Origin of the sequence: Kribbella shirazensis, from assembly GCF_011761605.1 — a bacterium.
In the GTDB taxonomy this organism is placed as follows: Bacteria; Actinomycetota; Actinomycetes; order Propionibacteriales; family Kribbellaceae; genus Kribbella; species Kribbella shirazensis.
In genome coordinates this window covers 5805628-5827434 of sequence record NZ_JAASRO010000001.1, presented here as the reverse complement: position 1 = coordinate 5827434, position 21807 = coordinate 5805628, and the positions used below count along the sequence as shown (strand labels likewise).

Here is a 21807-nt window from a genome sequence, read left to right as displayed (position 1 = left end):
CCGAACCATCAAGGCAGAAGCAGACTCCTTGCTGTCTTTCTGCTGCCTGCCGCGATTCCCCTTCTGTAACAAGCGTTTGGCCGACCAGGGAGCACTGAAGGCTGTTCGAACTTGACCGGGATTGACTGGGTGTTTGCTGTTGCCATCTCGCCCCGGGAGTCGTTGGCTGGAGAACGTCGATTCCAGCGAGGGGGCGGTCTGGGGCTCTCGCGTCCTCGATTGTCGAGGAGGGGTGGAGCGATGAAATCGAATCGTGTCCTGATAGGGGCTGTCGCTGCTTTGGTGTTGGTGCTCAGCACCTTGTCGACCCCGGCCCGCGGAGATCCCACCGGCAACGCGGTCACGGCGTGGAACCAGATCGCCGTGAGCACACTCATCGCGCTCCCGGGGCCTGCAGGCGGAGCCCCGCCGTCCGCGCAGATACATGTGGGAATGGTTCAGGGAGCGGTCTACGACGCGGTCAACGCGATCGAGCCCAAACATCACCGGCCGTACCTTCTGAACCGGCGCTTCTCGGCACGCGCCTCGAAGAGCGCCGCCGTCGCAACCGCGGCATACGGCGTTCTCCACAACATCGTTTCCACCGTGCCGAACGTCTCGGACACGGCGAGGGCGGCGCTGCTGCAGTCGCTCGCCACGCAGTACGCGAGCTCGTTAGCCGGGATTCCGGACGGTCCACGCAAGAGGAAGGGGATCGCCGCCGGGAGCGCCGCAGCCGAGGTGATGATTGCGGCCCGCCAGGACGACGGGCGCTTCGGGCCCTCGCAGTGGGTGCCGAACACGGCCCCGGGGCACTGGTGGCCGCAGGTGAACCCAACCACTGGGCAACCGCTCCTCGATCCCACGCCGTGGGTCGGCGGGGTGAAGCCCTTCGTGATGCAGAGTTCCTCGCAGTTCCGTACGCCGGGGCCGAACGCGCTCTCCAGCACCGCCTGGGCCCAGGAGTTCAACGAGGTCAAGGCGCTCGGAGCAGTGAACAGCGCAGTCCGAACGCCCGAGCAGACCTACATCGCCCGTTGGTGGCAGAGCACCCCCGTAGCGAGCTGGAACGCCGTCGCGAGCGACCTCGCGATCCGCAACGGCCTCGACATCGCCGACAGCGCCCGCCTCTTGGCGATGGCGAACCTGAGTGGTGCCGACGCGGCGATCAACTGCTGGAACGACAAGTACTACTGGGACTTCTGGCGGCCGTGGAACGCGATCCCTCGGGCGGCGGAGGACGGCAACCCGGCCACGGAGCCAGAGGCCGGCTGGACGGCGCTCATCACGGCGCCGTACCCCTCGCACCCGTCGGGCCATCTCTGTCTCGACGGCGCCCACGCACGCGTCTTGCAGCTGTTCTTCGACGACGTGCCCAAGGAGGGCTACCAGATCACCAGCTTGTCCACGCTCCTCGGCCCGACCGATCCGCGGACGCGCACCTTCAACAGCTTCTCGCAGGCCCTCGCGGAGATCGTGGAGGCCCGCATGTGGGCCGGCCTGCACTACCGCACAGCAAACGTCCAAGCCGAGGCACTCGGCCGGAACGTCGCCGACTACACGGCGGCGAACTACTTCCAGCCCGTAGGGCATGCCGATTGAGTCCGACGCGACATTGCCCCCTGCCCGAACGGCACCGCACGACCATTGCCGGACTGCTGGGTCGGTTTGCGGCGCAGGGCGACGAGTTCCCAACCAACCCAACCCAACTGGTGACCTGACCGCCCAACCCGCCCACAGCAGTCAAGCGAAGCGAAGGCCACCCCGCCGACGCAGCGCTCACCCCCGTGGCGACCCAACCAGCCAACCCAACCCCCGCAGGTGACCTGACCGCCCAACCCAGCCACAGGAGCCGAGCGAAGCGAAGGCGCAAGGGGGTGCGGGTGGCGGAGCCCCCGCTGGCGGCAAGCGAAGCGCAGCCGCACAACACGACGAAGGCGACGTGGTCAGCGAAGCGGAACGCTTCGCGACACACGTCGCCTATCGACTTCGTGGGCGATACTGGGTTCGAACCAGTGACCTCTTCGGTGTGAACGAAGCGCGCTACCACTGCGCCAATCGCCCAGCGTGGTGCTGGTGTTTCAGATGTGGTGTTGCGGGTGAAACCATAGCGCATGATGAAGCGACGATCTAATCGGGCCGGGCTACTCTTGCTGCAGGACGGAGATCCCGTCGCGTTGGAGACGTGATTGTGACTTTCTCGCACGACACCGAGCAGGCGCTCGGGACGCTGGTCCGGCTCGTGAACACCATGCCCGGACCGAACAGCCAGGTCGATTCGCTGGACACCCTGGAGGAGTTGGAGAAGTTCGTCCAGGAACGGGAGTTCAGCGCGGTCGACTCGCTGTCGGACAAGGACCTGGCCGAGGTCCGCGACCTGCGGCCGTTGTTCGCGCCGGTGTTCACCACGGATTCCGATGCGTCCGCGGCGACGATGATCAACGCGATCATCGCCCGCGGTACGGCGACTCCGCGGCTGACCAACCACGACGGGCACCCGTGGCACATCCACTACTCGCGGGCGGGTGCGTCGCTGGCGTGCCGGATCACGGTGGAGTGCGGGATCGCGCTGGCGCAGGTGATCTCCGCCGGCGAACGCGAACGCCTCCGCCGCTGCGAGGCCCCGGACTGCAACGATGCCTTGATCGATCTGTCGCGGAACCGTTCCAAGCGGTACTGCGACGCCCGTACCTGCGGCAACCGCTTGCACGTCGCGGCATACCGGGAGCGCCGCAAGGCCTCCGGAGAGTAGGACCGCACTCACTGGACCGCTGCCACTCATCAACCTCGCCTGCAACGCTGCGCGCCGGCGCGCAGCGATCGGCGGGGCGGGTTGGTGAGTGGCTGAGGTCCGCGACGGGTCAGGGGTTCGGGTGCTCCGCGGAGCGTTCGGCGAAGATCTTCGCAACCTGGGCCGTGATCGTGCCGGGCGCGTGCAGTTCGCGGTCGTCGACACGCCGAATCGCCTGGACGTCCCGAGTTGTCGATGTGAGGAAGATCTCCTCGGCCGCGAACAGTTGCTGCAGCGGTACGTCGCGCTCGACACCGCCGAACCACTCGAGCACCAGCGCCCGCGTCACGCCCGCCAGTGCGCCGGACTCGAGCGTCGGCGTGACGAGCTCCCCGTCGTACACACAGAAGATGTTCGAGCCGGTGCCTTCGCACAGGTTGCCGACCGTGTTCGCGAAGATCGCCTCGCTGCCGCCGCGCTCCTTCGCGGAGGCGAGCGCGCGGACGTTCTCGGCGTACGACGTGGTCTTGAGGCCGGCGACCGCGCTGCGTTCGTTGCGTACCCACGGGACGGTGACGATCGCGGAGACGGGGGACGGGCGCGTGATCTCTTGCGTCGCGACCAGAACGGTCGGGCCCGACGTACCGCGGTCCGACGACAGCGGCGAGACGCCGCCCGTGTACGTGATGCGCAGCCGGCCGAACGGGATCCCCGGATCGGCCGCCACCACCGCGTCGATGCCGGACTCGATCGCGGCGACGTCCGGGGTCGGCAGGCCGAGCCCGACCGCCGAGCGGACGAGCCGGTCCAGGTGGCGCCGGACGGCGAACGGGCGGCCGTTCTCGATCTTGATCGTCTCGAAGACGCCGTCACCGGTGGTCAGCCCGTGGTCCAGCGGCGAGACCGCCGCCTCGTCGTCCAGCAGGGCGCCGTTGAGCCAGATACGCATGTGGTGCTCCTTCCGCACAACACCTTAGTGCGCAGGTGATCCGTGGCCGCGCGGCAGTCCGGAGGTGAGCAGTCGGTGACCGTACGTCGACGTACCGGGGACCCCGATTTTTGAAGTCGGGGGCGGATGGGCTAATGTTCTTCTCGCGCCGGGGGATACTGGAACCGGTCGCAACGCGGACGTAGCTCAGTTGGTAGAGCGCAACCTTGCCAAGGTTGAGGTCGCCGGTTCGAACCCGGTCGTCCGCTCGGAGAGGGTTCGGCGGGCCAGCTTTCTCAGTGGTGGAGTGGCCGAGAGGCGAGGCAACGGCCTGCAAAGCCGTGTACACGGGTTCGAATCCCGTCTCCACCTCGAGAACCTCAGTTGTTTGGGTGTTTCTTGAGTGGTTCTGGACGATTGGCGCAGCGGTAGCGCGCTTCCCTGACACGGAAGAGGTCACTGGTTCGATCCCAGTATCGTCCACGAAGGCGATAGGCGAGGTGTGTCGCGCAGTTCCTGCGCTGACCGCCTCGCCTTCGTCGTGTTGTGCGGCTGCGCTTCGCTTGCCGCGAGCGGGGGCTCCGCCACCCGCACCCCCTTGCGCCTTCGCTTCGCTCGGCTCCTGTGGCTGGGTTGGGCGGGCAGCTCACCAGCGGGAGTTGGGTTTGCCGCTCCACTCGCCACGAGGGCGAGCGCTGCGTCGGCGGGGTGGCCTTCGCTTCGCTCGGCTTCTGTGGGCGGGTTGGGCGGTCGGCTCACCGGCGAGGGCTGGGTTTGCCAGTCGGTGGTAAGCGCTTGGTGTGGTCGCTCGTGTGGTGCGGCTGGGGATGGGGCGCTGCTCTTCGACGGCGCAGCGGGCTGCGGCGTGGGTGGGCTGAGGCTGGGGCTGGGCGGGAGGCTCGGCGGGGCGAGGGGACCTGGCTGGTCCGACTGTGTGCTTCCAGGCCTGTCGGCGGCGCTCCAAAGCTGGTCGGTTCCGGCGGTTGAAAAGTGAGCGGTTGTGGGCAGTCTAGGACTCGGTTTCCCCGGTGGTGGTGCGGATGCTGGGCAGGCTGTCGATGCCGCGTCCGCGGAGGCGATAGCTGGCCCCCTTCAACGTGAGAACGTCGGCGTGGTGGACGATCCGGTCGATCATCGCGGCGGCGACGGCTTGGTCTCCGAAGACGCCTCCCCAGCCGGAGAACGGCAGGTTTGAGGTCAGGATCAGCGAGGCGTGTTCGTAGCGGGACGAGACGAGCTGGAAGAACAGGTTCGCGGCGTCTTGTTCGAAGGGCAGGTAGCCGACCTCGTCAACGATGATCAGCCCGTAGCGCCGCAGCCGGGTGAGCTCTTGGGGGAGCTTGCCGGCGCGGTGGGCGTCGGTGAGGCGGGTGACCCAGTCGGTCGCGGTCGCGAACAGCACCCGGTGTCCGTGCCGGGCGGCCGCGACACCCAAGGCGGTGGCCAGGTGGGTCTTTCCGGTGCCGGGCGGCCCGAGGAGCACGACGTTGCGGGCCTCGGTCAAGAACCCACCGGATGCGAGCGCGGCGACTTGCTGCCGGATCGTGGGCTGGGCGTCGAAGTCGAAGTCCTCCAGTGTCTTGACCGCACCGAACCCAGCGGCACGGATTCGTAGTCGGGCGCCGGATGAATTGCGGGCGCTGACTTCGCGTTCGAGGACCGCGGCGAGGTAGTCCTCATGAGTCCAGCCGGCGTCACGGGCTTGGTCGGCCAGCCGGGTGGCGGCCTCGGTGATTCGTGGCGCTTTCAGTGCGGCGGCGAGGTAGGTGATCTGCTTGACCGCCTCCGTGCTCGCAGCGGCCTTCACGGTCGGCTTGGTAGCGGTCATCAGCTGATTCCTTCCTCGGTGGTGAGCCCGAATGCGCGGTCGTAATCGCTCAGGTCCCGGGCCAGGTCGTCTGCGCTGGCAACGGCGCGGGGTTGTTGGAACTGCTTGCGCAACCAGGCGGAGGTCTCGACATGCCCGGGGTCGGTGACGGTGGTTCCTCTGGCCCAGACGCGGGGGTGTTCGGCCACGACGCGGCCCTCGCAGCGGACCCGGACACGGTCGAGATCTGCGGCGACATCGACCATCCGGCCGATCACGGCCGGGTCGACGGAGTAGTCGTTGGTGTCGAGCCGGACGTAGTAGTCACGGCCCAACCGGATCTTGTTGCGCCAGCCCAGGTGCAGCGGGATCGGCGGCAACGCCAGCATCGCCGCCCGATCGGCGTCGACCAGGTCGGCCGGTGCGGCCTTGATGGTGCGCACCACCCGCGCGTTGGCTTTGGTCAGCCAGTCGGTGAACTGGTCGTTGAAGTCCGCCGGCGAGGTGAACCTGCGGCCGGGCATGAACGAGGTCTCGAACCAGCCGTTGCGGCGCTCGACCACCCCCTTGGACTCCGGGTCCCTCGGCGGCAGCAGCACCAACTTGGTGGCCAACGTGCCCATGAACGACGCGACGCCCTCGGCCCTGCGCTGGCCGCGGCCGATGCCAGGCTCGTTGTCCCAGAGCAGCCGGCGCGGGACCCGTCCGAGTTGCTGGATCAGCTCCCACGTGCCCAACAGCAAGTCTTCGGTCTTACGGGTCGGGATCATCCGGCCGGTGCTGAACCGCGAGTGCGCGGAGGTGATCACCAGCACCGGCAACAGCTTCGCGGTGCCGTCCTCGAGCGGGATCTTGCGCGGCGGGAACCACAGATCACACTGCGCGGCATCGCCCGGCAACCAGACCAACCGGTCCGATGGGTCGACCGGACGATGCTCGGGCCGCAGCCGTTTCACGTTCTCGCGGAACCACCGGATCGACCCAGTCCAGCCCACCCGCTCGGCCAGCACCGTCGCCGGCATGTCCGGAACCTCGGCCAGCAGCGCCCGCACCGCCGGCTCGAACGCCGTGAACGACGTCGGCCCAGGCCTGCGCACATACCGCGGCGGGCAATCCGAGTTCACCGCCTTGATCACCGTCGTCCGCGAGATCCCCAAACGCTCAGCGATCCGCGCCTTCGGCACCCCCTCAGCAGCCAACCTCCTGATCAGCGCCCAGTCCTCCAAAGTGATCACTCTCCAATCGTCGAGTGCTCACTTTTCACCGCCGAAAGTGTTCAGTTTTCGAGCGCCGCCGACAAGGCCATCACAATCGGCGGGGGCGGCGGCTGTTCCGCCTGGGTGAGTGATGGTGTGCGCATTGTGATGGCCTGGACGTCTGGGGGAGCTCGCTGTCGCGGCCGTCGTCCGGTACACGCGCTCGGTGTGCTTACCGGCGGCACGGATGCTCGGCGTAGTGGCGTGCGATGGGCTAGTGGGGTGCGGTGGGGTGGTAGAGGAAGCGGCGGGTGGTGGGGGATGGGGTGACTTCAACCAGGCCGGCGGTGGTCATGACGGTGGCTGATGCGGTGTTGGCTGGGTTGCATTCGCCCCATGCGGACTCGATCGACAGGTGGGTGTGGCAGTAGTCGAGGGCTGCGGTCAGGGCCTCGGTGGCGTAGCCGTTGGCTCGGTGGTCGGGGTGGATGGCGTAGCCGAAGCTCCAGTCCGCTAGGGGGTCTTGGCTGGCGCCCAGGCCTAGCCAGCCGACGGGAGTGGCGGTTGCTCGGAGGGTGATCACGAGTTGGAGATGGGTGCCGTCACGGTTGGTGCCGCTCGTGTGGAGGTCCAGCCATTCGCGGACGGATGGTTCGTCGCGCGGGCCCCAGTCGTCCATGAAGCGGGCGACGCGGGGGTCGGTCCAGAGTTCGCAGAGCGACTGGAAGTCGGACTCGATCGGCCAGCGGAGGGCCAGCCTGCGGGTGGTGATCAGCTCCATCCCGGGACGCTAGCGGGATCGGTCGAGAGGCAGCGACCGGATTTCGAGTGTTCGATGCACAGCTAACAGATGTACGATTCACATCAAACAACTGTGGAGGTGGGATCGTGCGGGCGTTGGTACAGGCTTCGTTGGACGGGCCGGAGGCGATGCAGGTAGTGGGAGATGCTGCGGTGCCGGTGGCTGGTGCGGGGGAAGTGTTGGTGCGGGTCGGTGTTGCCGGGGTGAACTTTGCGGACGTGATGCAGACCCGGGGGACGTACGACGGGGGTCCGCGGCCGCCGTACGTGGCAGGGTTCGAAGCGGTGGGGGAAGTGGTTGCGCTGGGCGACGGCGTGACGGATGTGGCGGTGGGAGATCACGTCATCGGGACCGGGTACGGCGCCTTCGCCGAGTTCATGGTGATGGCGGCGAACGGCGTGGTTCCGGTGCCGGTGGGCTGGAAGGACGAGGAGGCGCTCGGCCTGGTCCTGAACTGGGCGACCGCGCAGGTCTCGCTCCGGCAGCTCGGACGGCTCGCCGCGGGGGACACGGTGCTGATTCAAGCGGCGGCCGGTGGTGTCGGGCAGGCTGCTGTGCGGATCGCAAAGTACTACGGCGCGACAGTGATCGGTACCGCCTCGGCGTCGAAGCATGACGTCGTACGGCGGCTTGGCGCGGATCACGTGATCGACTACCGGGACTCGGACCTCGTCGCAGAGGTACGTCGGCTTACGGGCGGTCGTGGTGTGGACATCGTGCTCGAATCGGTTGGCGGCGACACGTTCCGGCACAGCGTGGAGGTGGCGCGGCGCGTGACCGGGAAGGTGGTTGTGATCGGGGTCGCGGGTGGTGAGTCGTCGATCAGCAACTGGGAGCTGAACTTCACGCACCCCGTCCACGTCATCGGCCAGCACTTGACGAGCACGATCCAGCACGCACCGGATCTGTTCGCCGAGGTACTCGAAGAGCTCGGCCAACTGATCAAGGCAGGCGCCTATCCACCTGGGAGCCCGACCGTCTACGACCTGGCCGACGGCCCCAAGGTGCTGGCAGAGCTCGAGTCTCGCGCCACCGTGGGCAAGCTCGCCCTCAGGCCGTCAGCCGGGAACTGACTGCGCAACCCGGAACCCGAGATCCTCGATCGCGAAGGTCGGATGCGACCGCCGGCGGACGGTGGAGCCGATGGAACGTTCCTCGTCGGCGAAACCGCCGCCGCGGAAGATCCGGTACGGCCCGTAGGCCGCGGGGTCGTACAGGTCCCAGCACCATTCCCAGACGTTGCCGAGCATGTCGTGCAGTCCCCACGCATTCGGCAGCAGCCGCCCGACCGGATGCGGGCGCCCCTCGGAGTTGCCCGCGTACCACGCGATCTCCTCGATCGGGCCGTAGCGATAGTCAGGCGTACCGGCGGTGCACGCGTACTGCCACTCGGCGTCGGTCGGCAGTCGAAATCCGGGGGAGGACTGGTCCCAGTCCACTCGCTCGCCGTCAATGGTGTAGGCGATCGGCAGCCCCGCGTCCCGCGACAGCTGGTTGCACAAGGCAACGGCGTCGTACCAGCTCACCCCGGTCAGCGGCAGCCCGTCGGCGTCGGTCAGCGGACAGGACGCGATCCGAAAAGCAGACAGGTTCACGTGCCAGCGCTTCCCGATCCGGTCGTCACGCAGGAAGAGCAGGCCGGCCGGGACGTCCACCAGGTCGAGCATCGTCCAACCGTAGGGCCATCAGTAGAACCGCCGGATCTTCGGCCACACCATGGACCAGGGCTCGGCCGGCCCCGAGCACAGCACGAGCGCCGTGCCGTCCTCGTCGTTCGAGACGATGCTGTCGACCGTGCCGACCTGGGTGCAGTCGCGGAAGTGCGACTCGAAGATCGGGGTCCGCTCGATCTCGACGAGCAGGACCGGGCCGGTGTTCGTGTCCGGCGGCCGGTCCCACTGCCAGAAGCTCATGTGTGCGGAGTACGGCATCGGCAGACCGTGCGACGGCCCGTAGCGGACGAGCGCCCCGGCCTCCCCGTAGTTCCCGGTGAAGATCGTCGCGGTCGACCGCTCGGAAGCAGGGATCTGCTCCCACGCGCCGGCCACCGCCGCGGCGAACTCCGGCCAGCCGATCTGCTCGCCCTGTTCCTTGTTCACCGGGATGACGGCATCCGCTGCGGAAGCAGGCAGAACCGGCAACGTGAAGACGGCGGACGTCACCGCGGTCAGGATCAGACCGGCAGCGGCCTGCCGGCGATGACGATCGACCCACCGGAGCGTCGGCTCGGCACCGGCCGCGACCAGGACGAGCAGCAGCGGGAGGGCGTAGTACGACTTCCCGCCGACCGCGAGGACGACGACGCACAGCACCGGATAAGCGAGCGCAACAGAACGGGCCCACGGCAACGAACGCCAGATCCGGCGGAAGCCCGCAATCCAGACCGGCACCAGGAACGGCGACAGCTGGACGAGCTGGAGGGGGACGAACATGATCCGGTTCTCGGTGCCGTCGTCCTCGCTGATACCGCCGGCGACCGTTAGCTGTGGCCAGTCGTGCTGGAACTGCCACAGCACGTTCGGCAAGGCGATCAAGCCGGCCACCGCCATCCCGGCGAGCAGCCACCACGATCGCAGAACACTCCGGGGACCGACGATCAGCAACGACAGCAACAGCGCGCCGATCGGCAGGACGACCAGGTACTTGTTCTCCAACGCGATCCCGGCCGTCAGCCCGAGAGCAAGCCACCAGCGCCCGTCCCGCGTCCGCAGCAGCCTCACCGCGAGCAGACCGATCAGCATCCACGCCAGCAAGTCGTACGTCGCCGTGGACACCATGTGCCCGACGCCGAGCACGAACCCGGATACCGCGGCGCAGACCGCCGCGAGGACCTGACCACGCCGGTCGCTGCCGAACTCGCGGGCGATCAACGCGACGACGATGACCGTCGCGACGGTGCTGAGCGTCGACAGCACCCGCAACCCCATCACCGTGTCGCCGAAGATCGTGGTCGACAGTCGCGCGATGAACGGAGTCAGCGGCGGCTGGTCGACGTACCCCCAGTCGAGGTGCCGCCCGGCGACCAGGAAGTACAGCTCGTCGCGGTGGTAACCGTAGCGGCCGGACAGCGCGGTCAGGACCGCCCCGACGACGACGCCGACGAGCGCGACCGGCCGAGCGGCGAACACGGGCACGCCGAGCTCGGTGGCGCTGAGGGTGTCTGACGAGCGGGTCATGGCGGAATGCTGTCAGCCCCACGACGCCCTCACCAGGACCTGAACCGGACTTGTACCAGAACTCTCCCGGACCGCGCGGCTTGCGAGCCGTCCCGCCGCAGGTGATTTGATATGTCAACTGACAGGTGAGGTGACCGAAGTCGTGACACTGCTGTACGAGCGGATCTGTGCGCACGTCCTGGAGCAGCTCCGCCGTGGCGCGCTCCGGCCGGGGGACCGGGTGCCGTCCGAGATGGAGTTGGCAACCCAGTTCGCGGTCAGCCGGATCACGTCCAAGCGTGCCTTGGAGGTACTGCGGGAGGCGGGCCTGGTCGAGCGCGTCCGCGGCAAGGGCACGTTCGTCGTACGGCGCCTGCCCGACCTCACCGAGCTGACCGTCCCGCTCCGCCCGACCCGGCGCCGCGAGGCCCGGTCGATCGCGCTGGTCGTGCCTGATATGTCCGAGGCGTACGGTCTCGACCTGCTGAACGCGATCGAGGAACGCTGCGCGGAGTACGGCGCCCACCTGGTGGTACGGCGTACGCACGGCCGCCAGACCGACGAGGAGAAGGCTGTCGACTCGCTCGTCACCGCTGTGGACGGCCTGATCGTGTTCCCGGTGCACGGCGACTTCTACAACGCCAGCCTGCTCCGGCAGGTGCTCGACGGGTTCCCGGTGGTACTGGTCGACCGCCACCTGTCCGGCATCCCTGTGGCCGCGGTACACACCGACAACGTGGCTGCTGCGCGCGCACTCACCGCCCGGCTGCTGGAGCAGGGACACGAGCACATCGCCTTCGTCTCGCCGCCACCGGTCAACACCTCCTCGATCGAGGAACGGCTCGACGGCTTCCGCGCTGCGTTCGGAGAGCGGGGCCAGCCGTACGAGCTGACCGACCTGCGCAGCACACTGCCCGGTTCGACGACCACCGAGAGCGTGCGGGCGGACATGGCCACCATCCGCGCCTTCCGCGACAGGCGGCCCGAGGTGACGGCGTACTTCGCCTGTGAGTACAACCTGGCCCGCATGGTGGACCGGGTGCTCGGCGACCGCGTGGTGGCCTGCTTCGACTCACCAGGTGACTCCATCGGCGGCCCGCCGTACCTGCATGTCCGCCAGAACCAGACCGAGATGGGCCGCCGCGCCGTGGACCTACTACTGGCACAGCTGCGCGGCGAACAGGTACCGAACCTGTCCTACGTACCTTTCGAGCTGATCGACGCAGAGACCTGACTTTCGGCAGTACGGCGAACGCGGCGCGACTGTGTAGCGTCTACGGCATGAAGTGGCGGCGCCTGTGGGATGTGGGTCTGTGGGGCGCACTGAGCTTCCTCGTGATCGCCGAGAGCGGCGCGCGGCAGGACCCGTACTGGTTCTGGCTGGTATGCCTCGCCGTACTGGCCGCCGCCGTCTTCGGCCGCCGCAGGTGGCCGCTGGCCGCGTGGTGGCGTGGTGGCGTGGACGGAGATCGTCATCCTCGTGTTCGCCCTCGGTACGACGAACGGCGTGCAGATCGCGCTGGTGCCGGCGCTGAGCCTGTTCAGCTACCTGGCAGGCCGCCGGGAGACACAGCTCAAGTACTTCGTTCTGCTGTGCAGCTGGTCGTTCGTCGGGATGCTGATCCTCGCGCTGACCGTGCGCAGGGGATCGCAGGCGACCGAGGCGGTCCTGACCTGGCTGCTGATGCTGCTCCTTGCCCTACTACTGGTCGTGCTGCCGTGGCTGATGGGGCGCTACCGGGCGCAGCAGGTCCTGCTGACCACAGCGGGCTGGGAGCGTGCTGAGCGCATCGAACGTGAGCAGCAGATGGAGATCGACCGGGAACGCCTGCGGGAGCGGTCCAGGATCGCGGAGGACATGCACGACTCGGTCGGCCACGAGCTCAGTCTGATCGCGTTGCGCGCAGCAGCCCTCGAGCTCGACCCGTCCCTCCCGGAGGAGCACCGGCGAGCCGCGGGGGAGCTGCGTGAGTCAGCAGCCGTGGCGACGGAGCGGCTCGGCGAGATCGTCGGCGTACTGCGTGACAAGGAAGCACCCACCGTCCCGCACGACGAGACAGTGCGCGAGTTGGTGGACCGCGCCGCAGCGTCCGGCCTGGCGGTACAGCTGACCGAGCAGGTCGACGGAGTACTGGCACCGATGGTCGACCGTGCCGTGCACCGCGTGGTGCAGGAGGCACTGACCAACGCGAGCAAGCACGCACCAGGTGCGTCCGTGATCGTCAGCGTGACAACCCACGAGGACGACGTACAGGTGGAGATAGTGGACACCGGAGCGACTCGACCGGTGACTGCGCCGTCCGGCGGGCGTGGACTCGATGGCCTGCGCGAACGGGTCCGCCTGGCCGGTGGCTCACTTACGGCTGGTCCAGTGTCAGGTGGTGGCTTCCAGGTCACCGCTACGATGCCCCGCGCAGGTGGCCGCCCCGGTCCGCCGACCGCCGCGGTCGAGCGAGCCACGGTACGTCGCAGCGCACGCCGCGGACTCATCACCGCCATTGCAGCACCGGTACTGCTCGGCGCGATCGTCGGCGTGGTTGCTCTCGGCTACTACCTGGTGGCCGGGTACAGCGCGATCCTGCGGCCGGCGCAGTATGACGCACTCACCGTCGGGCAGTCCGAGGCCGAGGTGGCGAAGGTGCTGCCCCGCATGCAGATGATCGATGCGCCGGGCGAGCGCTATCGACCACCGAGCGGCTGGAGCTGCCGGTACTACCGTCCGGCCGCTCCGTTCTCCACCAACTACGTGTACCGCCTGTGCTTCGCGAACGGCGTACTGGTCGCCAAGGCCGTCGTACAGAGCGGTTCCGTCCCACCGACCCCGGAAGGCAACAGATGATCAGGGTGATGCTCGCCGACGACGAGGCGATGGTGCGGGCCGGTGTCCGCGCGATCCTCGGAACCGACGAGGCGATCGAGGTGGTTGCCGAGGCAGCCGACGGCGTCGAGGCCGTCGAGGCGGTACGTCGGCATCGGCCGGACGTCGCCGTCCTGGACATCCGAATGCCCCGGATGGACGGGCTCGCGGCCGGTGCCGAGATCCGGCGCACCGTGCCGGAGACCGCGGTCGTCATCCTGACCACGTTCTCCGAGGACGCCTACATCGCCCGTGCGCTCGGCGACGGCGCGAGCGGCTTCCTGCTCAAGTCCGGTGACCCGCGCGAGCTCATCGCCGGGCTGAAGGCCGTCGCCGACGGAGCGGCGTACCTGTCGCCACGGGTCGCCCAGCGCGTGATCGCCGAGCTGAGCGCCGGATCGGGTGGCGGCGCGATGGCGCGTGCGGCGGCCGCGAAGGAGCAGGTGGCCGCGCTGAGTCCGCGGGAGCTGGACGTGCTCGGTCTGGTCGGCGCGGGGTTGTCGAACGCCGAGATCGCGGCCCGGCTGTACCTGGTCGAGGGGACGGTCAAGGCGTACGTCAGCGCCATCCTGCTGCGGCTCGGCGTGAAGAACCGGGTCCAGGCGGCGATCGTCGCCTACGAGGCCGGTCTGGTCACTGGTTGAGGGCTGATCCTGGCCTGTTCGGGTCACGGCCGCGCATGGTCGGCGCGCGCCTGGATACTGGTTGCGGAACCGTCACCGGACGCTCCGGGTCGTGACGTGGTGAGGACACCCTGTCATGGGATAGTGGACCCTCCCGGAGCCCTCACCCTCCGGACTACCCAGCAAGCTCCAGGGGCCACCCGCCCCCTCTCACAGAATCGGGGATCCAGGTCGTGACCGACTCGCACAACTCCGGACAGCACAAGGACCGGGAAGCGGCGGCGGCCGAGGTCCGGAGAATGTGGCAGCCGACCCCCTCCTGGACCCAGCCGGACCCTGGCCCGGCGGCCGACGCCGAGCCCGTCGAGGAGACCGAGGAGAAAACGGACGCACTGTCCGAGGACTTCCCGGGTGACTCGTGGTCCGGACAGGCGGCCAAGCCCGCGAACCAGCCGGCGCCGTGGACCCAGCCGCAGAGCCAGCCCGCTCCGCCCTGGACTCAGCCCGTCCCGGAGTCCGCGGCGTCGTCGTGGACTCAGCCGGAGGAGCAGGACGACGAGCTGCCGGCCGGTACCGAGCCCGCGACGGCCGATGACCCGGCCGCGGCGCAGGAGGCCGGCCCGGGGTCGAGCAGCCCGGTCTTCGGTGGCTCCTCGTTCCACGGCTCGGGAGCCGGGCAGGACCCGCAGCAGGCCACACCGCAGGCCGGACAGTTCCCCCAGACTCCCCAGGGCGGGCAGCCCGGCCCAGGTGGTCAGCCGCTGTCGCCGGCGGCTCAGCACTTCTTCCCGCAGGGCGTTCCCGGTCAGCAGGCCCGGCAGCAGCCGCAGAACCTGTCGTACCGCGCCGACGAGCTGATCCAGGCGCTGCCGTTGCCGCGGGAGGCTCCGGCCGAGCGCGGCGTACGCAGCGTGCTGAAGCTCCGCCCGGGCAGCTCCGAGCGCTCCGAGCGGATCGCGCGCGCCACGGCGGCGACGGCCTTCCGCCGCCCGGTCACGATCGTCGTCGCGAACCCGAAGGGCGGCTCCGGCAAGACGCCGACCACGCTGATGCTGGCCGGTGCGCTCGGTCAGGCCCGCGGCGGCGGTGTCGTCGCGTGGGACAACAACGAGCTGCGCGGCAACATGCACCTGCGGACCCACGACACGAACAGCCGGTCCACGGTCACGGACATGCTGCAGGCGATGCCGATGCTGACCCAGCCGGACGCCCGGCTCGGGGACGTCGCGGCGTACCTGCGGCACCAGGTGGCCGGTCAGTACGACGTGCTGACGTCGGCGACCACGACGTACGCGCAGATCGAGGCGAAGGACTTCGACCAGATCCACCGCCTGCTGAGCCGGTTCTACAAGGTGCTCGTGATCGACACCGGGAACAACGAGGGCTCGAGCAACTGGCGTGAGGCGATGAAGGCGGCCGACGCGCTGGTCATCCCGATCAAGTGGAAGAGCCTGTCCTGCGCCGCCGCCGTACAGATGCTGGAGGAGCTCGACAACCAGGGTCCCGAGGCGCAGCGGCTGATCCGCCGCGCGGTGATCGCGGTCTCGAACGGCCCCGGCGACGTCAACAAGGAGGTCGAGAAGCAGCTCCGGCCGTACTTCGACTCGCGCGCCGCCGCCGTCGTCGACATCCCGACCGACATGCACGTCGCCGCCGAAGGCCCGCTCGACCACTCCGCCCTGCAGCCCGGCACCCGCCGCGCCGCCCTGGAGCTGGCCGCGAAGGTCTCCGAACAGATCACCATCGCCCTCAACACCCCGCGCTGAGCGCAGTCAACGAGGCGGTCCGGACACCTTCCGGACCGCCTCGTTGCTGTTCAGGCGTCGCGTCGCTTCAGGACGCTCGCGCCGAGGACCAGTGCGCCGGCGGCCCAGGCGACCAGGAGCGCCGCGCTCAGGGTGGGGGACAGCGGGTCCGTGGCGCCTGTCAGGAAGTTCTGGCCGGCGCCGCCTGGGAGGAGGGCCGCTGTCCACACGAAGGCGCGCACTGAGGCCTGTCCCAGCATCATCGGGACCACCAGAAGTAGGAGGAAGGCCACCGTCAGCGTGCCTGCGGTACTGCGGACCACCCAGGCGACCCCTGCGCTGAAGAGGCCGGCGGCCGTCGCGTAGAAGCCGACGGCGAGCAAATCGACCACCAGCTCGGTCGCGCTCCAGTCAGCCCACGAGCCGGCGGTCAGACCGCCTGCCACGGACGCGAGCGCCGCCATCACGATCCCGTAGACGAACAGGACCGGTGCGAGGACGGCAGCCTTGGCCAGCACGACGTTCCGCCGCACCGGAGTCCACTGCAGGGTCGAACGGATGCTGCCGGTCGCGTACTCCGAGGTGACTGTCAGCAGCGCGAACGCGGCAATGACCACCTGCACGATCATCATCACCGAGGCGCCGACGTGACCGATCGGCTGCTGCTCCGCGACCTCTCCCGGTCCGAGGTGCGTGTTGTCGTAGGCGAGTCCCCAGCCGTACTGCATCCCGAGCAAGGTACTCAGCACGGCAGCAGCCACGATGTTCAGCCAGCTCGACCGGACCGACCACAGCTTGGTCCACTCCGACCTGACGGCGTTCGACAGACCGCCTCCGGTCCCCACTGTGAGGATCGCGGTACTCATCGTCCACCACCCGCTTCCACGAGCTCAGGCTCTACTTGACCTTGACGCCGCTTCTTGAGCCGATGCCGGACGAGCTCGACGATCAGCGTGACCGCGAGCGCCAGCCCGATGCCGAGCACGACGCCCTTCAGCGGGTTGTCCTCGAACGCCTTCCCGCCGATGTAACCGACCAGGCTGCAGTAGATACCCCAGCTGACCGCGGCGATCGCGGCGAAGGCGGAGAACTTCCGAAGCGGGTAGCGGACCGATCCCATCGTCAGCGTGACCGCAGTACGTCCTCCGGGGACATACCTGGCGACGACCAGGACCAGTCCGCCGCGCTCGGCGAGGGCCTGCCGAGCCCAGAGCGCTGCGGCGTGCCGCTTGGTCCCCGGCTTCATCCGGTCGAGCAGCCGCCCACCGGCGCCACGTCCGAGCGCATAGGAGACGTGGTCGCCCATGAAGGCTCCGACGGCAGCGACCACCATCACGGCGAACAGGTTGGGCGCACCGTCGGCGGCGGCGAAGACCCCGGCCGTCACGACCAGCGTCTCCGACGGGATGGCCGGGAAGAACCCGTCCAGCGCGGCGAACCCCCACAACGCGAGGTAGATCCACCAGGAGGACATCAGCTCGTGCGCGAAATGCAGGATCGCGTCGCTCATGAAGCCACCGCCACGCCGTGCTCGACCCCGTACTCGAGGCTGTCCGCCGTGAGCTCCATGTAGGCCTCCTCGAGCGACGCGCGCTCGGTGACCAACTCATGCAGCCGTACGCCGAGTTCGTGGGCCAGATCGCCCACCCGTTCGGCCGGTACGCCGGTCACCACGAGCCGCTCGTCAACGGCGTCCACCCGCTCCGCCTCAGCCGCCAACCGGTCCCGCAGGACGGCGAACTGCGTCCGGTCGGGCACCCGCACCGCGACGGTCGTCCTGGACGACCCCGCGATCACGTCGGCGACCGGGGCGTCCGCGATGAGGCGCCCGCGGCCGATCACGACCAGCTGATCGGCGGTCAGTTGCATCTCGCTCATCAGATGGCTGGAGACGAAGACCGTACGGCCCTCCGCCGCGAGCGAGCGCATCAGCTGCCGGACCCAGCGGACGCCGTCCGGATCGAGGCCGTTGACCGGCTCGTCGAACATCAGCACCTCGGGGTCGCCGAGCAGCGCGCCGGCGATGCCGAGACGCTGGCCCATACCGAGCGAGAACTGCCCGGCGCGTTTCCTCGTCACCGCGTCCAGGCCGACGATCGACAGCACCTCGTCGACGCGGGAGACCGGCACGCCGTTGCTGTGGGCCATCGCGACCAGGTGATCGCGGGCGCTCCGCCGCGGGTGCAGGGCCTTGGCGTCGAGCAGAGCCCCGACCTTGGTCAGCGGGCGCGGCCACTCGGCGTACGGACGCCCGTCGACGAGCGCGGTGCCCGCGGACGGGCTGTCGAGGCCCAGGATCATCCGCATCGTGGTGGATTTGCCGGCGCCGTTCGGCCCGAGGAAGCCGGTCACCCGGCCGGGGGAGATGGTGAGGTCGAGCGAGTCCACGGCGGTGGTGCCGCCGTACCTCTTGGTGAGTCCTTCGAGCGTGATCACGCCGGGGCCCTTTCCTGGTCCTTGTAGTACCTCGAACCTAGGAAGTACGGCGGCCCGCCGCATCGGACGACCGTCTGGTCCCGACCCCTACTTTCGTCAGGTGAGTCGATACCATCTGTCGGTGACCGGCAAACGGCTGGTCGAGACCTGAGGAGTGCACGTGTCGGAAGTCAAGGTCCACCTGATCGGCGTCGAGGGCGAGGCTGAGCGGAGTGTGACCGAGACGACGACGATCGGGGAGCTGTTCGCCGGAATCTTCGGCCAGGACCGCTCCGCCATCGCCGCCCGCGTCAACGGTGAGCTGCGGGACCTGTCCCGGGTGGTCGCCGACGGTGACGAGATCGAGCCGGTCAAGGCGTCGTCGGAGGACGGCCGCGCGATCATCCGGCACTCGACCGCGCACGTCCTCGCGCAGGCGGTGCAGGAGATCTTCCCGGAGGCCAAGCTCGGCATCGGCCCGCCGGTCGAGAACGGGTTCTACTACGACTTCGACGTACCGACGCCGTTCACGCCGGAGGACCTGACCAAGCTCGAGAAGAAGATGCAGCAGATCATCAAGGAGCGGCAGCGGTTCAGCCGCCGGGTGGTCTCCGACGACGACGCGCGCGCCGAGCTCGCGAGCGAGCCGTACAAGCTCGAGCTGATCGGTATCAAGGGTTCCGCCGCGGACGCGGCCGAGGGCGCTTCGGTGGAGGTCGGCGGCGGCGAGCTGACCATCTACGACAACGTCCGGCGTGACGACAGCGTCGCCTGGAAGGACCTGTGCCGCGGGCCGCACGTGCCCGCGACGGGGTACCTCGGCAACTTCAAGCTGATGCGTACGGCGGCGGCGTACTGGCGGGGGAGCGAGAAGAACCCGCAGCTCCAGCGGATCTACGGCACCGCCTGGGAGTCACGCGACGAGCTGAAGGCGTACCTGACCCGCCTGGAGGAGGCCGCCAAGCGCGACCACCGCAAGCTCGGCACCGAGCTGGACCTGTTCAGCTTCCCGGACGAGATCGGCTCCGGGCTCGCGGTGTTCCACCCGAAGGGCGGCGTCCTGCGGAAGGTGATGGAGGACTACTCCCGCCGGCGGCACGTCGAGGACGACTACGAGTTCGTCTACTCGCCGCACATCACCAAGGGGCAGTTGTTCGAGACCTCCGGCCACCTGGACTGGTACGCCGACGGCATGTACCCGCCCATGCACCTCGACGAGGAGCGCGGGGCGGACGGGCAGATCCGCAAGCAGGGCCAGGACTACTACCTGAAGCCGATGAACTGCCCGATGCACAACCTGATCTTCGCGGCCCGCGGCCGGTCGTACCGGGAGCTGCCGTTGCGGCTGTTCGAGTTCGGCACGGTGTACCGGATGGAGAAGTCCGGTGTCGTGCACGGCATGACCCGGGCCCGCGGCTTCACGCAGGACGACGCGCACATCTACTGCACCCGTGAGCAGATGCGCGACGAGCTGCGCAACCTGCTGACGTTCGTGCTCGGTCTGCTCGCCGACTACGGCCTGGACGACTTCTACCTCGAGCTCTCGACCAAGAACCCGGACAAGTTCGTCGGCTCCGACGAGGTCTGGGAGGAGGCCACCGAGACGCTGCGGGAGGTCGCCGAGGGCTCCGGTCTCGAGCTGGTCCCGGACCCGGGCGGCGCGGCGTTCTACGGCCCGAAGATCTCCGTCCAGGCGAAGGACGCGATCGGCCGGACCTGGCAGATGTCGACGATCCAGCTGGACTTCAACCTGCCGGAGCGGTTCGAGCTGGAGTACACGGCTCCGGACGGAACACGTCAGCGGCCGGTGATGATCCACCGGGCCCTGTTCGGCTCGATCGAGCGGTTCGTCGCGGTGCTGACCGAGCACTACGCCGGCGCGTTCCCGCCCTGGCTGGCGCCGGTCCAGGTGATCGGCATCCCGGTCACCGACGGGCATGTCGACTACCTGTTCGAGGTCGCCAAGCAGCTGAAGGCGCAGGGGATCCGGGTCGAGGTCGACGCGTCCGACGACCGGATGCAGAAGAAGATCCGCAACGCCCAGAAGGCCAAGGTCCCGTACATGCTGATCGCCGGCGACGACGACATGGCCGGCGGCTCGGTCTCGTTCCGGTACCGCGACGGCTCGCAGAAGAACGGCGTACCGATCGCCGACGCGGTCGCCGAGATCGTCGAGGCCGTCGAGAAGCGCACGCAGGTATGACGGAACGCCCCGATCACCCGTCCGCTGCCGACGTACCGGAGTCGCCGTACGTCCCGGAGGAACTGTCGCAGCAGGACGGGGTCGGGGTGCCCGACCCGTTCCTGCGGCTGTGGACGCCGCACCGGATGGCCTACATCGAGGGCGAGAACAAGCCGACCAGCTCCGAGGCCGGCTCGGGCTGCCCGTTCTGCCGGCTGCCCAGCCTGCCGGACACCGACGCGCTGATCGTGCACCGGGGCGAGGCGGCGTACGCCGTCCTGAACCTCTACCCGTACAACCCGGGCCACCTGATGGTCGTGCCCTACCGGCACGTCGCCGACTACACCGAACTGACCGACGCCGAGGTCGCCGACGTCGCAACCCTGACCAGGCAGGCGATGCAGGCGATCCGCGCGGTGTCGGCCGCCCACGGCTTCAACATCGGCATGAACCAGGGCGAGATCGCCGGCGCCGGCATCGCGGCCCACCTGCACCAGCACGTCGTACCCCGCTGGAGCGGCGACATGAACTTCATGCCCACCATCGCCCACACCAAGGTCCTGCCCCAACTCCTCTCCGACACCCGAGCCCTCCTCGCGAAGTCCTGGCCGTAGGCAACGAACCGCCCCACCCCGTGGCGAAACGGGACGGGGCGATGATCGCTACTCGCCGAAGAGCTTCGGGTCGGAGTAGTTGTGCCAGGCGAAGTTCACCGGATCGGGGAACGTGCCGGGCACCTTGCCGAGCCCTTGAATGACGGTCGCCCCGTGGCCGACGGCGTACAGATAGCCGGCCCCGGTGTCCTTGTCGATGCCGAGGAGCAAGGTGCCGTAATTGCCGCAGCGGGCGCCCATCATCGACTCGAAGACCTGCCAGGTCGACGTCCGGACCCTCTTGACGATCGGCTTCATCGGTGAGGTGGTCGGGATGTGAACGGTCAGCAGCGCGCCGTCCCGGGCGTTCATCAGGAAGGTGTCGTAGGTCTTCGTCTGGCTGATCAGCGCCATGCTCTTCACACCTGCGTAGCCACTGGCGATGCCGCTTGCCCTCCAGATCTGCCGACCGCCGTTGGGGATCAGGTTCCAGCGGTGCAGCGTGCCGTCCGGCGCCAGGCCGTACGCGGTCTGCCGCTCGGTCGTGGACGTCAGCAACACCTGCGAGCGTTCCACGGCCCGGTAGCCGCCCCAACCGCCGCCGATCCGCTCCCAATGCGCGGCGATGCCGTCGCTGACGACCGCGTACTGGCCGTCGTACAGCGTGTTCTCCGTGTCGACGACCAGTCCGTTGTGGCCGATCTCGGGATTCTCCTCGCCCGGGCCTTTGAACCAGGTACTGCTGAGCCGGACGAGGTTGGCCGGCCACACCACCCCCAATGATGATGATCGAT

Annotated in this window: 19 protein-coding genes and 4 tRNA genes; 12 read left to right on the top strand and 11 right to left on the bottom strand. The window is 68.6% G+C overall.

Annotated elements, in window-relative coordinates; translation table 11 throughout:
- Positions 1-240: 240 nt before the first annotated feature.
- On the top strand, positions 241-1581 hold the full coding sequence (locus BJY22_RS28125) for a vanadium-dependent haloperoxidase (protein ID WP_167212465.1): 1341 nt from the start codon (positions 241-243) through the stop codon (positions 1579-1581).
- 390 nt (positions 1582-1971) lie between these two features.
- Here BJY22_RS28125 and BJY22_RS28120 read toward each other — a convergent pair.
- Positions 1972-2043: transfer RNA gene (locus BJY22_RS28120), tRNA-Val, on the bottom strand.
- Between the two features lie 127 nt (positions 2044-2170).
- On the opposite strand from BJY22_RS28120, the gene BJY22_RS28115 reads away from it, so the two are divergent.
- Complete coding sequence (locus BJY22_RS28115; RefSeq protein WP_167212462.1) at positions 2171-2731, top strand: CGNR zinc finger domain-containing protein; 561 nt, start codon at positions 2171-2173, stop codon at positions 2729-2731.
- Positions 2732-2840: 109 nt separating this feature from the next.
- Here BJY22_RS28115 and BJY22_RS28110 read toward each other — a convergent pair whose 3' ends face one another.
- Positions 2841-3659, bottom strand: a complete 819-nt coding sequence (locus BJY22_RS28110) for an aminotransferase class IV (RefSeq protein WP_167212459.1) — start codon at positions 3657-3659, stop codon at positions 2841-2843.
- Between the two features lie 175 nt (positions 3660-3834).
- Between BJY22_RS28110 and BJY22_RS28105 the strand changes: the two genes are divergently transcribed.
- The 3 genes from BJY22_RS28105 to BJY22_RS28095 all read left to right on the top strand — a co-directional run bounded on the left by BJY22_RS28105 (position 3835) and on the right by BJY22_RS28095 (position 4121).
- Positions 3835-3907, top strand: a tRNA-Gly gene (locus BJY22_RS28105).
- Positions 3908-3939: 32 nt separating this feature from the next.
- Positions 3940-4010 (top strand) — tRNA-Cys (locus tag BJY22_RS28100).
- Positions 4011-4049: 39 nt separating this feature from the next.
- Positions 4050-4121 (top strand) — tRNA-Val (locus tag BJY22_RS28095).
- Positions 4122-4647: 526 nt separating this feature from the next.
- Here the strand turns inward: BJY22_RS28095 and istB are convergent.
- From istB to BJY22_RS28080, 3 genes are all read right to left on the bottom strand, one after another.
- The gene (istB, locus tag BJY22_RS28090; RefSeq protein ID WP_167203432.1) at positions 4648-5466 is read right to left on the bottom strand and encodes an IS21-like element helper ATPase IstB; all 819 of its coding nucleotides are present in this window, start codon (positions 5464-5466) and stop codon (positions 4648-4650) included.
- Positions 5466-6680, bottom strand: a complete 1215-nt coding sequence (gene istA, locus BJY22_RS28085) for an IS21 family transposase (RefSeq protein WP_167203433.1) — start codon at positions 6678-6680, stop codon at positions 5466-5468. The genes istB and istA overlap by 1 nt, the downstream gene beginning before the upstream one ends.
- 235 nt (positions 6681-6915) lie before the next feature.
- Positions 6916-7422, bottom strand: coding sequence for a GNAT family N-acetyltransferase (locus BJY22_RS28080; protein ID WP_167212456.1), 507 nt, complete (start codon positions 7420-7422; stop codon positions 6916-6918).
- 107 nt (positions 7423-7529) lie between these two features.
- On the opposite strand from BJY22_RS28080, the gene BJY22_RS28075 reads away from it, so the two are divergent.
- Positions 7530-8516: an NADPH:quinone oxidoreductase family protein gene (locus BJY22_RS28075; protein WP_337759273.1), complete on the top strand. Its 987-nt coding sequence runs from the start codon at positions 7530-7532 to the stop codon at positions 8514-8516.
- Here BJY22_RS28075 and BJY22_RS28070 read toward each other — a convergent pair.
- Both BJY22_RS28070 and BJY22_RS28065 read right to left on the bottom strand, forming a co-directional pair.
- On the bottom strand, positions 8502-9110 hold the full coding sequence (locus BJY22_RS28070) for a formylglycine-generating enzyme family protein (RefSeq protein WP_167212453.1): 609 nt from the start codon (positions 9108-9110) through the stop codon (positions 8502-8504). The two genes, BJY22_RS28075 and BJY22_RS28070, sit on opposite strands and share 15 nt — an antisense overlap.
- 18 nt (positions 9111-9128) lie before the next feature.
- A complete protein-coding gene (locus BJY22_RS28065) occupies positions 9129-10619 on the bottom strand; it encodes an ArnT family glycosyltransferase (RefSeq protein ID WP_167212449.1) in 1491 nt (496 codons plus the stop codon).
- A gap of 130 nt (positions 10620-10749) precedes the next feature.
- Here BJY22_RS28065 and BJY22_RS28060 point away from each other — a divergent pair, with 130 nt between their 5' ends.
- The 4 genes from BJY22_RS28060 (at position 10750) to BJY22_RS42640 (ending at position 15844) form a co-directional block, all read left to right on the top strand.
- Entirely contained in the window at positions 10750-11832 is a 1083-nt protein-coding gene (locus BJY22_RS28060; protein ID WP_337759270.1) for a GntR family transcriptional regulator, read from the top strand.
- 219 nt (positions 11833-12051) lie between these two features.
- Positions 12052-13437, top strand: coding sequence for a sensor histidine kinase (locus tag BJY22_RS41905; protein ID WP_337759268.1), 1386 nt, complete (start codon positions 12052-12054; stop codon positions 13435-13437).
- Positions 13434-14099, top strand: coding sequence for a response regulator transcription factor (locus BJY22_RS28050; protein ID WP_167212446.1), 666 nt, complete (start codon positions 13434-13436; stop codon positions 14097-14099). Before BJY22_RS41905 ends, BJY22_RS28050 begins: the two co-directional genes overlap by 4 nt.
- A gap of 212 nt (positions 14100-14311) precedes the next feature.
- Positions 14312-15844, top strand: coding sequence for an AAA family ATPase (locus tag BJY22_RS42640; protein WP_167212444.1), 1533 nt, complete (start codon positions 14312-14314; stop codon positions 15842-15844).
- Between the two features lie 50 nt (positions 15845-15894).
- On the opposite strand, the gene BJY22_RS28040 is transcribed toward BJY22_RS42640, so the two are convergent.
- Genes BJY22_RS28040 through BJY22_RS28030 form a run of 3 tightly spaced genes read right to left on the bottom strand, consistent with a single transcriptional unit; the run spans position 15895 to position 18259 of the window.
- Positions 15895-16689: an ABC transporter permease gene (locus BJY22_RS28040; protein ID WP_167212441.1), complete on the bottom strand. Its 795-nt coding sequence runs from the start codon at positions 16687-16689 to the stop codon at positions 15895-15897.
- The gene (locus BJY22_RS28035) at positions 16686-17333 is read right to left on the bottom strand and encodes a DedA family protein (protein WP_167212437.1); all 648 of its coding nucleotides are present in this window, start codon (positions 17331-17333) and stop codon (positions 16686-16688) included. The genes BJY22_RS28040 and BJY22_RS28035 overlap by 4 nt, the downstream gene beginning before the upstream one ends.
- A complete protein-coding gene (locus BJY22_RS28030) occupies positions 17330-18259 on the bottom strand; it encodes an ATP-binding cassette domain-containing protein (RefSeq protein WP_167212433.1) in 930 nt (309 codons plus the stop codon). The genes BJY22_RS28035 and BJY22_RS28030 overlap by 4 nt, the downstream gene beginning before the upstream one ends.
- A 160-nt stretch (positions 18260-18419) precedes the next feature.
- Between BJY22_RS28030 and thrS the strand changes: the two genes are divergently transcribed.
- Entirely contained in the window at positions 18420-20441 is a 2022-nt protein-coding gene (thrS, locus tag BJY22_RS28025) for a threonine--tRNA ligase (RefSeq protein WP_167212430.1), read from the top strand.
- Positions 20438-21034: an HIT family protein gene (locus tag BJY22_RS28020; protein ID WP_167212427.1), complete on the top strand. Its 597-nt coding sequence runs from the start codon at positions 20438-20440 to the stop codon at positions 21032-21034. Before thrS ends, BJY22_RS28020 begins: the two co-directional genes overlap by 4 nt.
- A 48-nt stretch (positions 21035-21082) precedes the next feature.
- On the opposite strand, the gene BJY22_RS28015 is transcribed toward BJY22_RS28020, so the two are convergent.
- Positions 21083-21787 (bottom strand): hypothetical protein, encoded by a 705-nt coding sequence (locus tag BJY22_RS28015; RefSeq protein WP_202891293.1) that lies wholly within the window; start codon positions 21785-21787, stop codon positions 21083-21085.
- Positions 21788-21807: the final 20 nt, after the last annotated feature.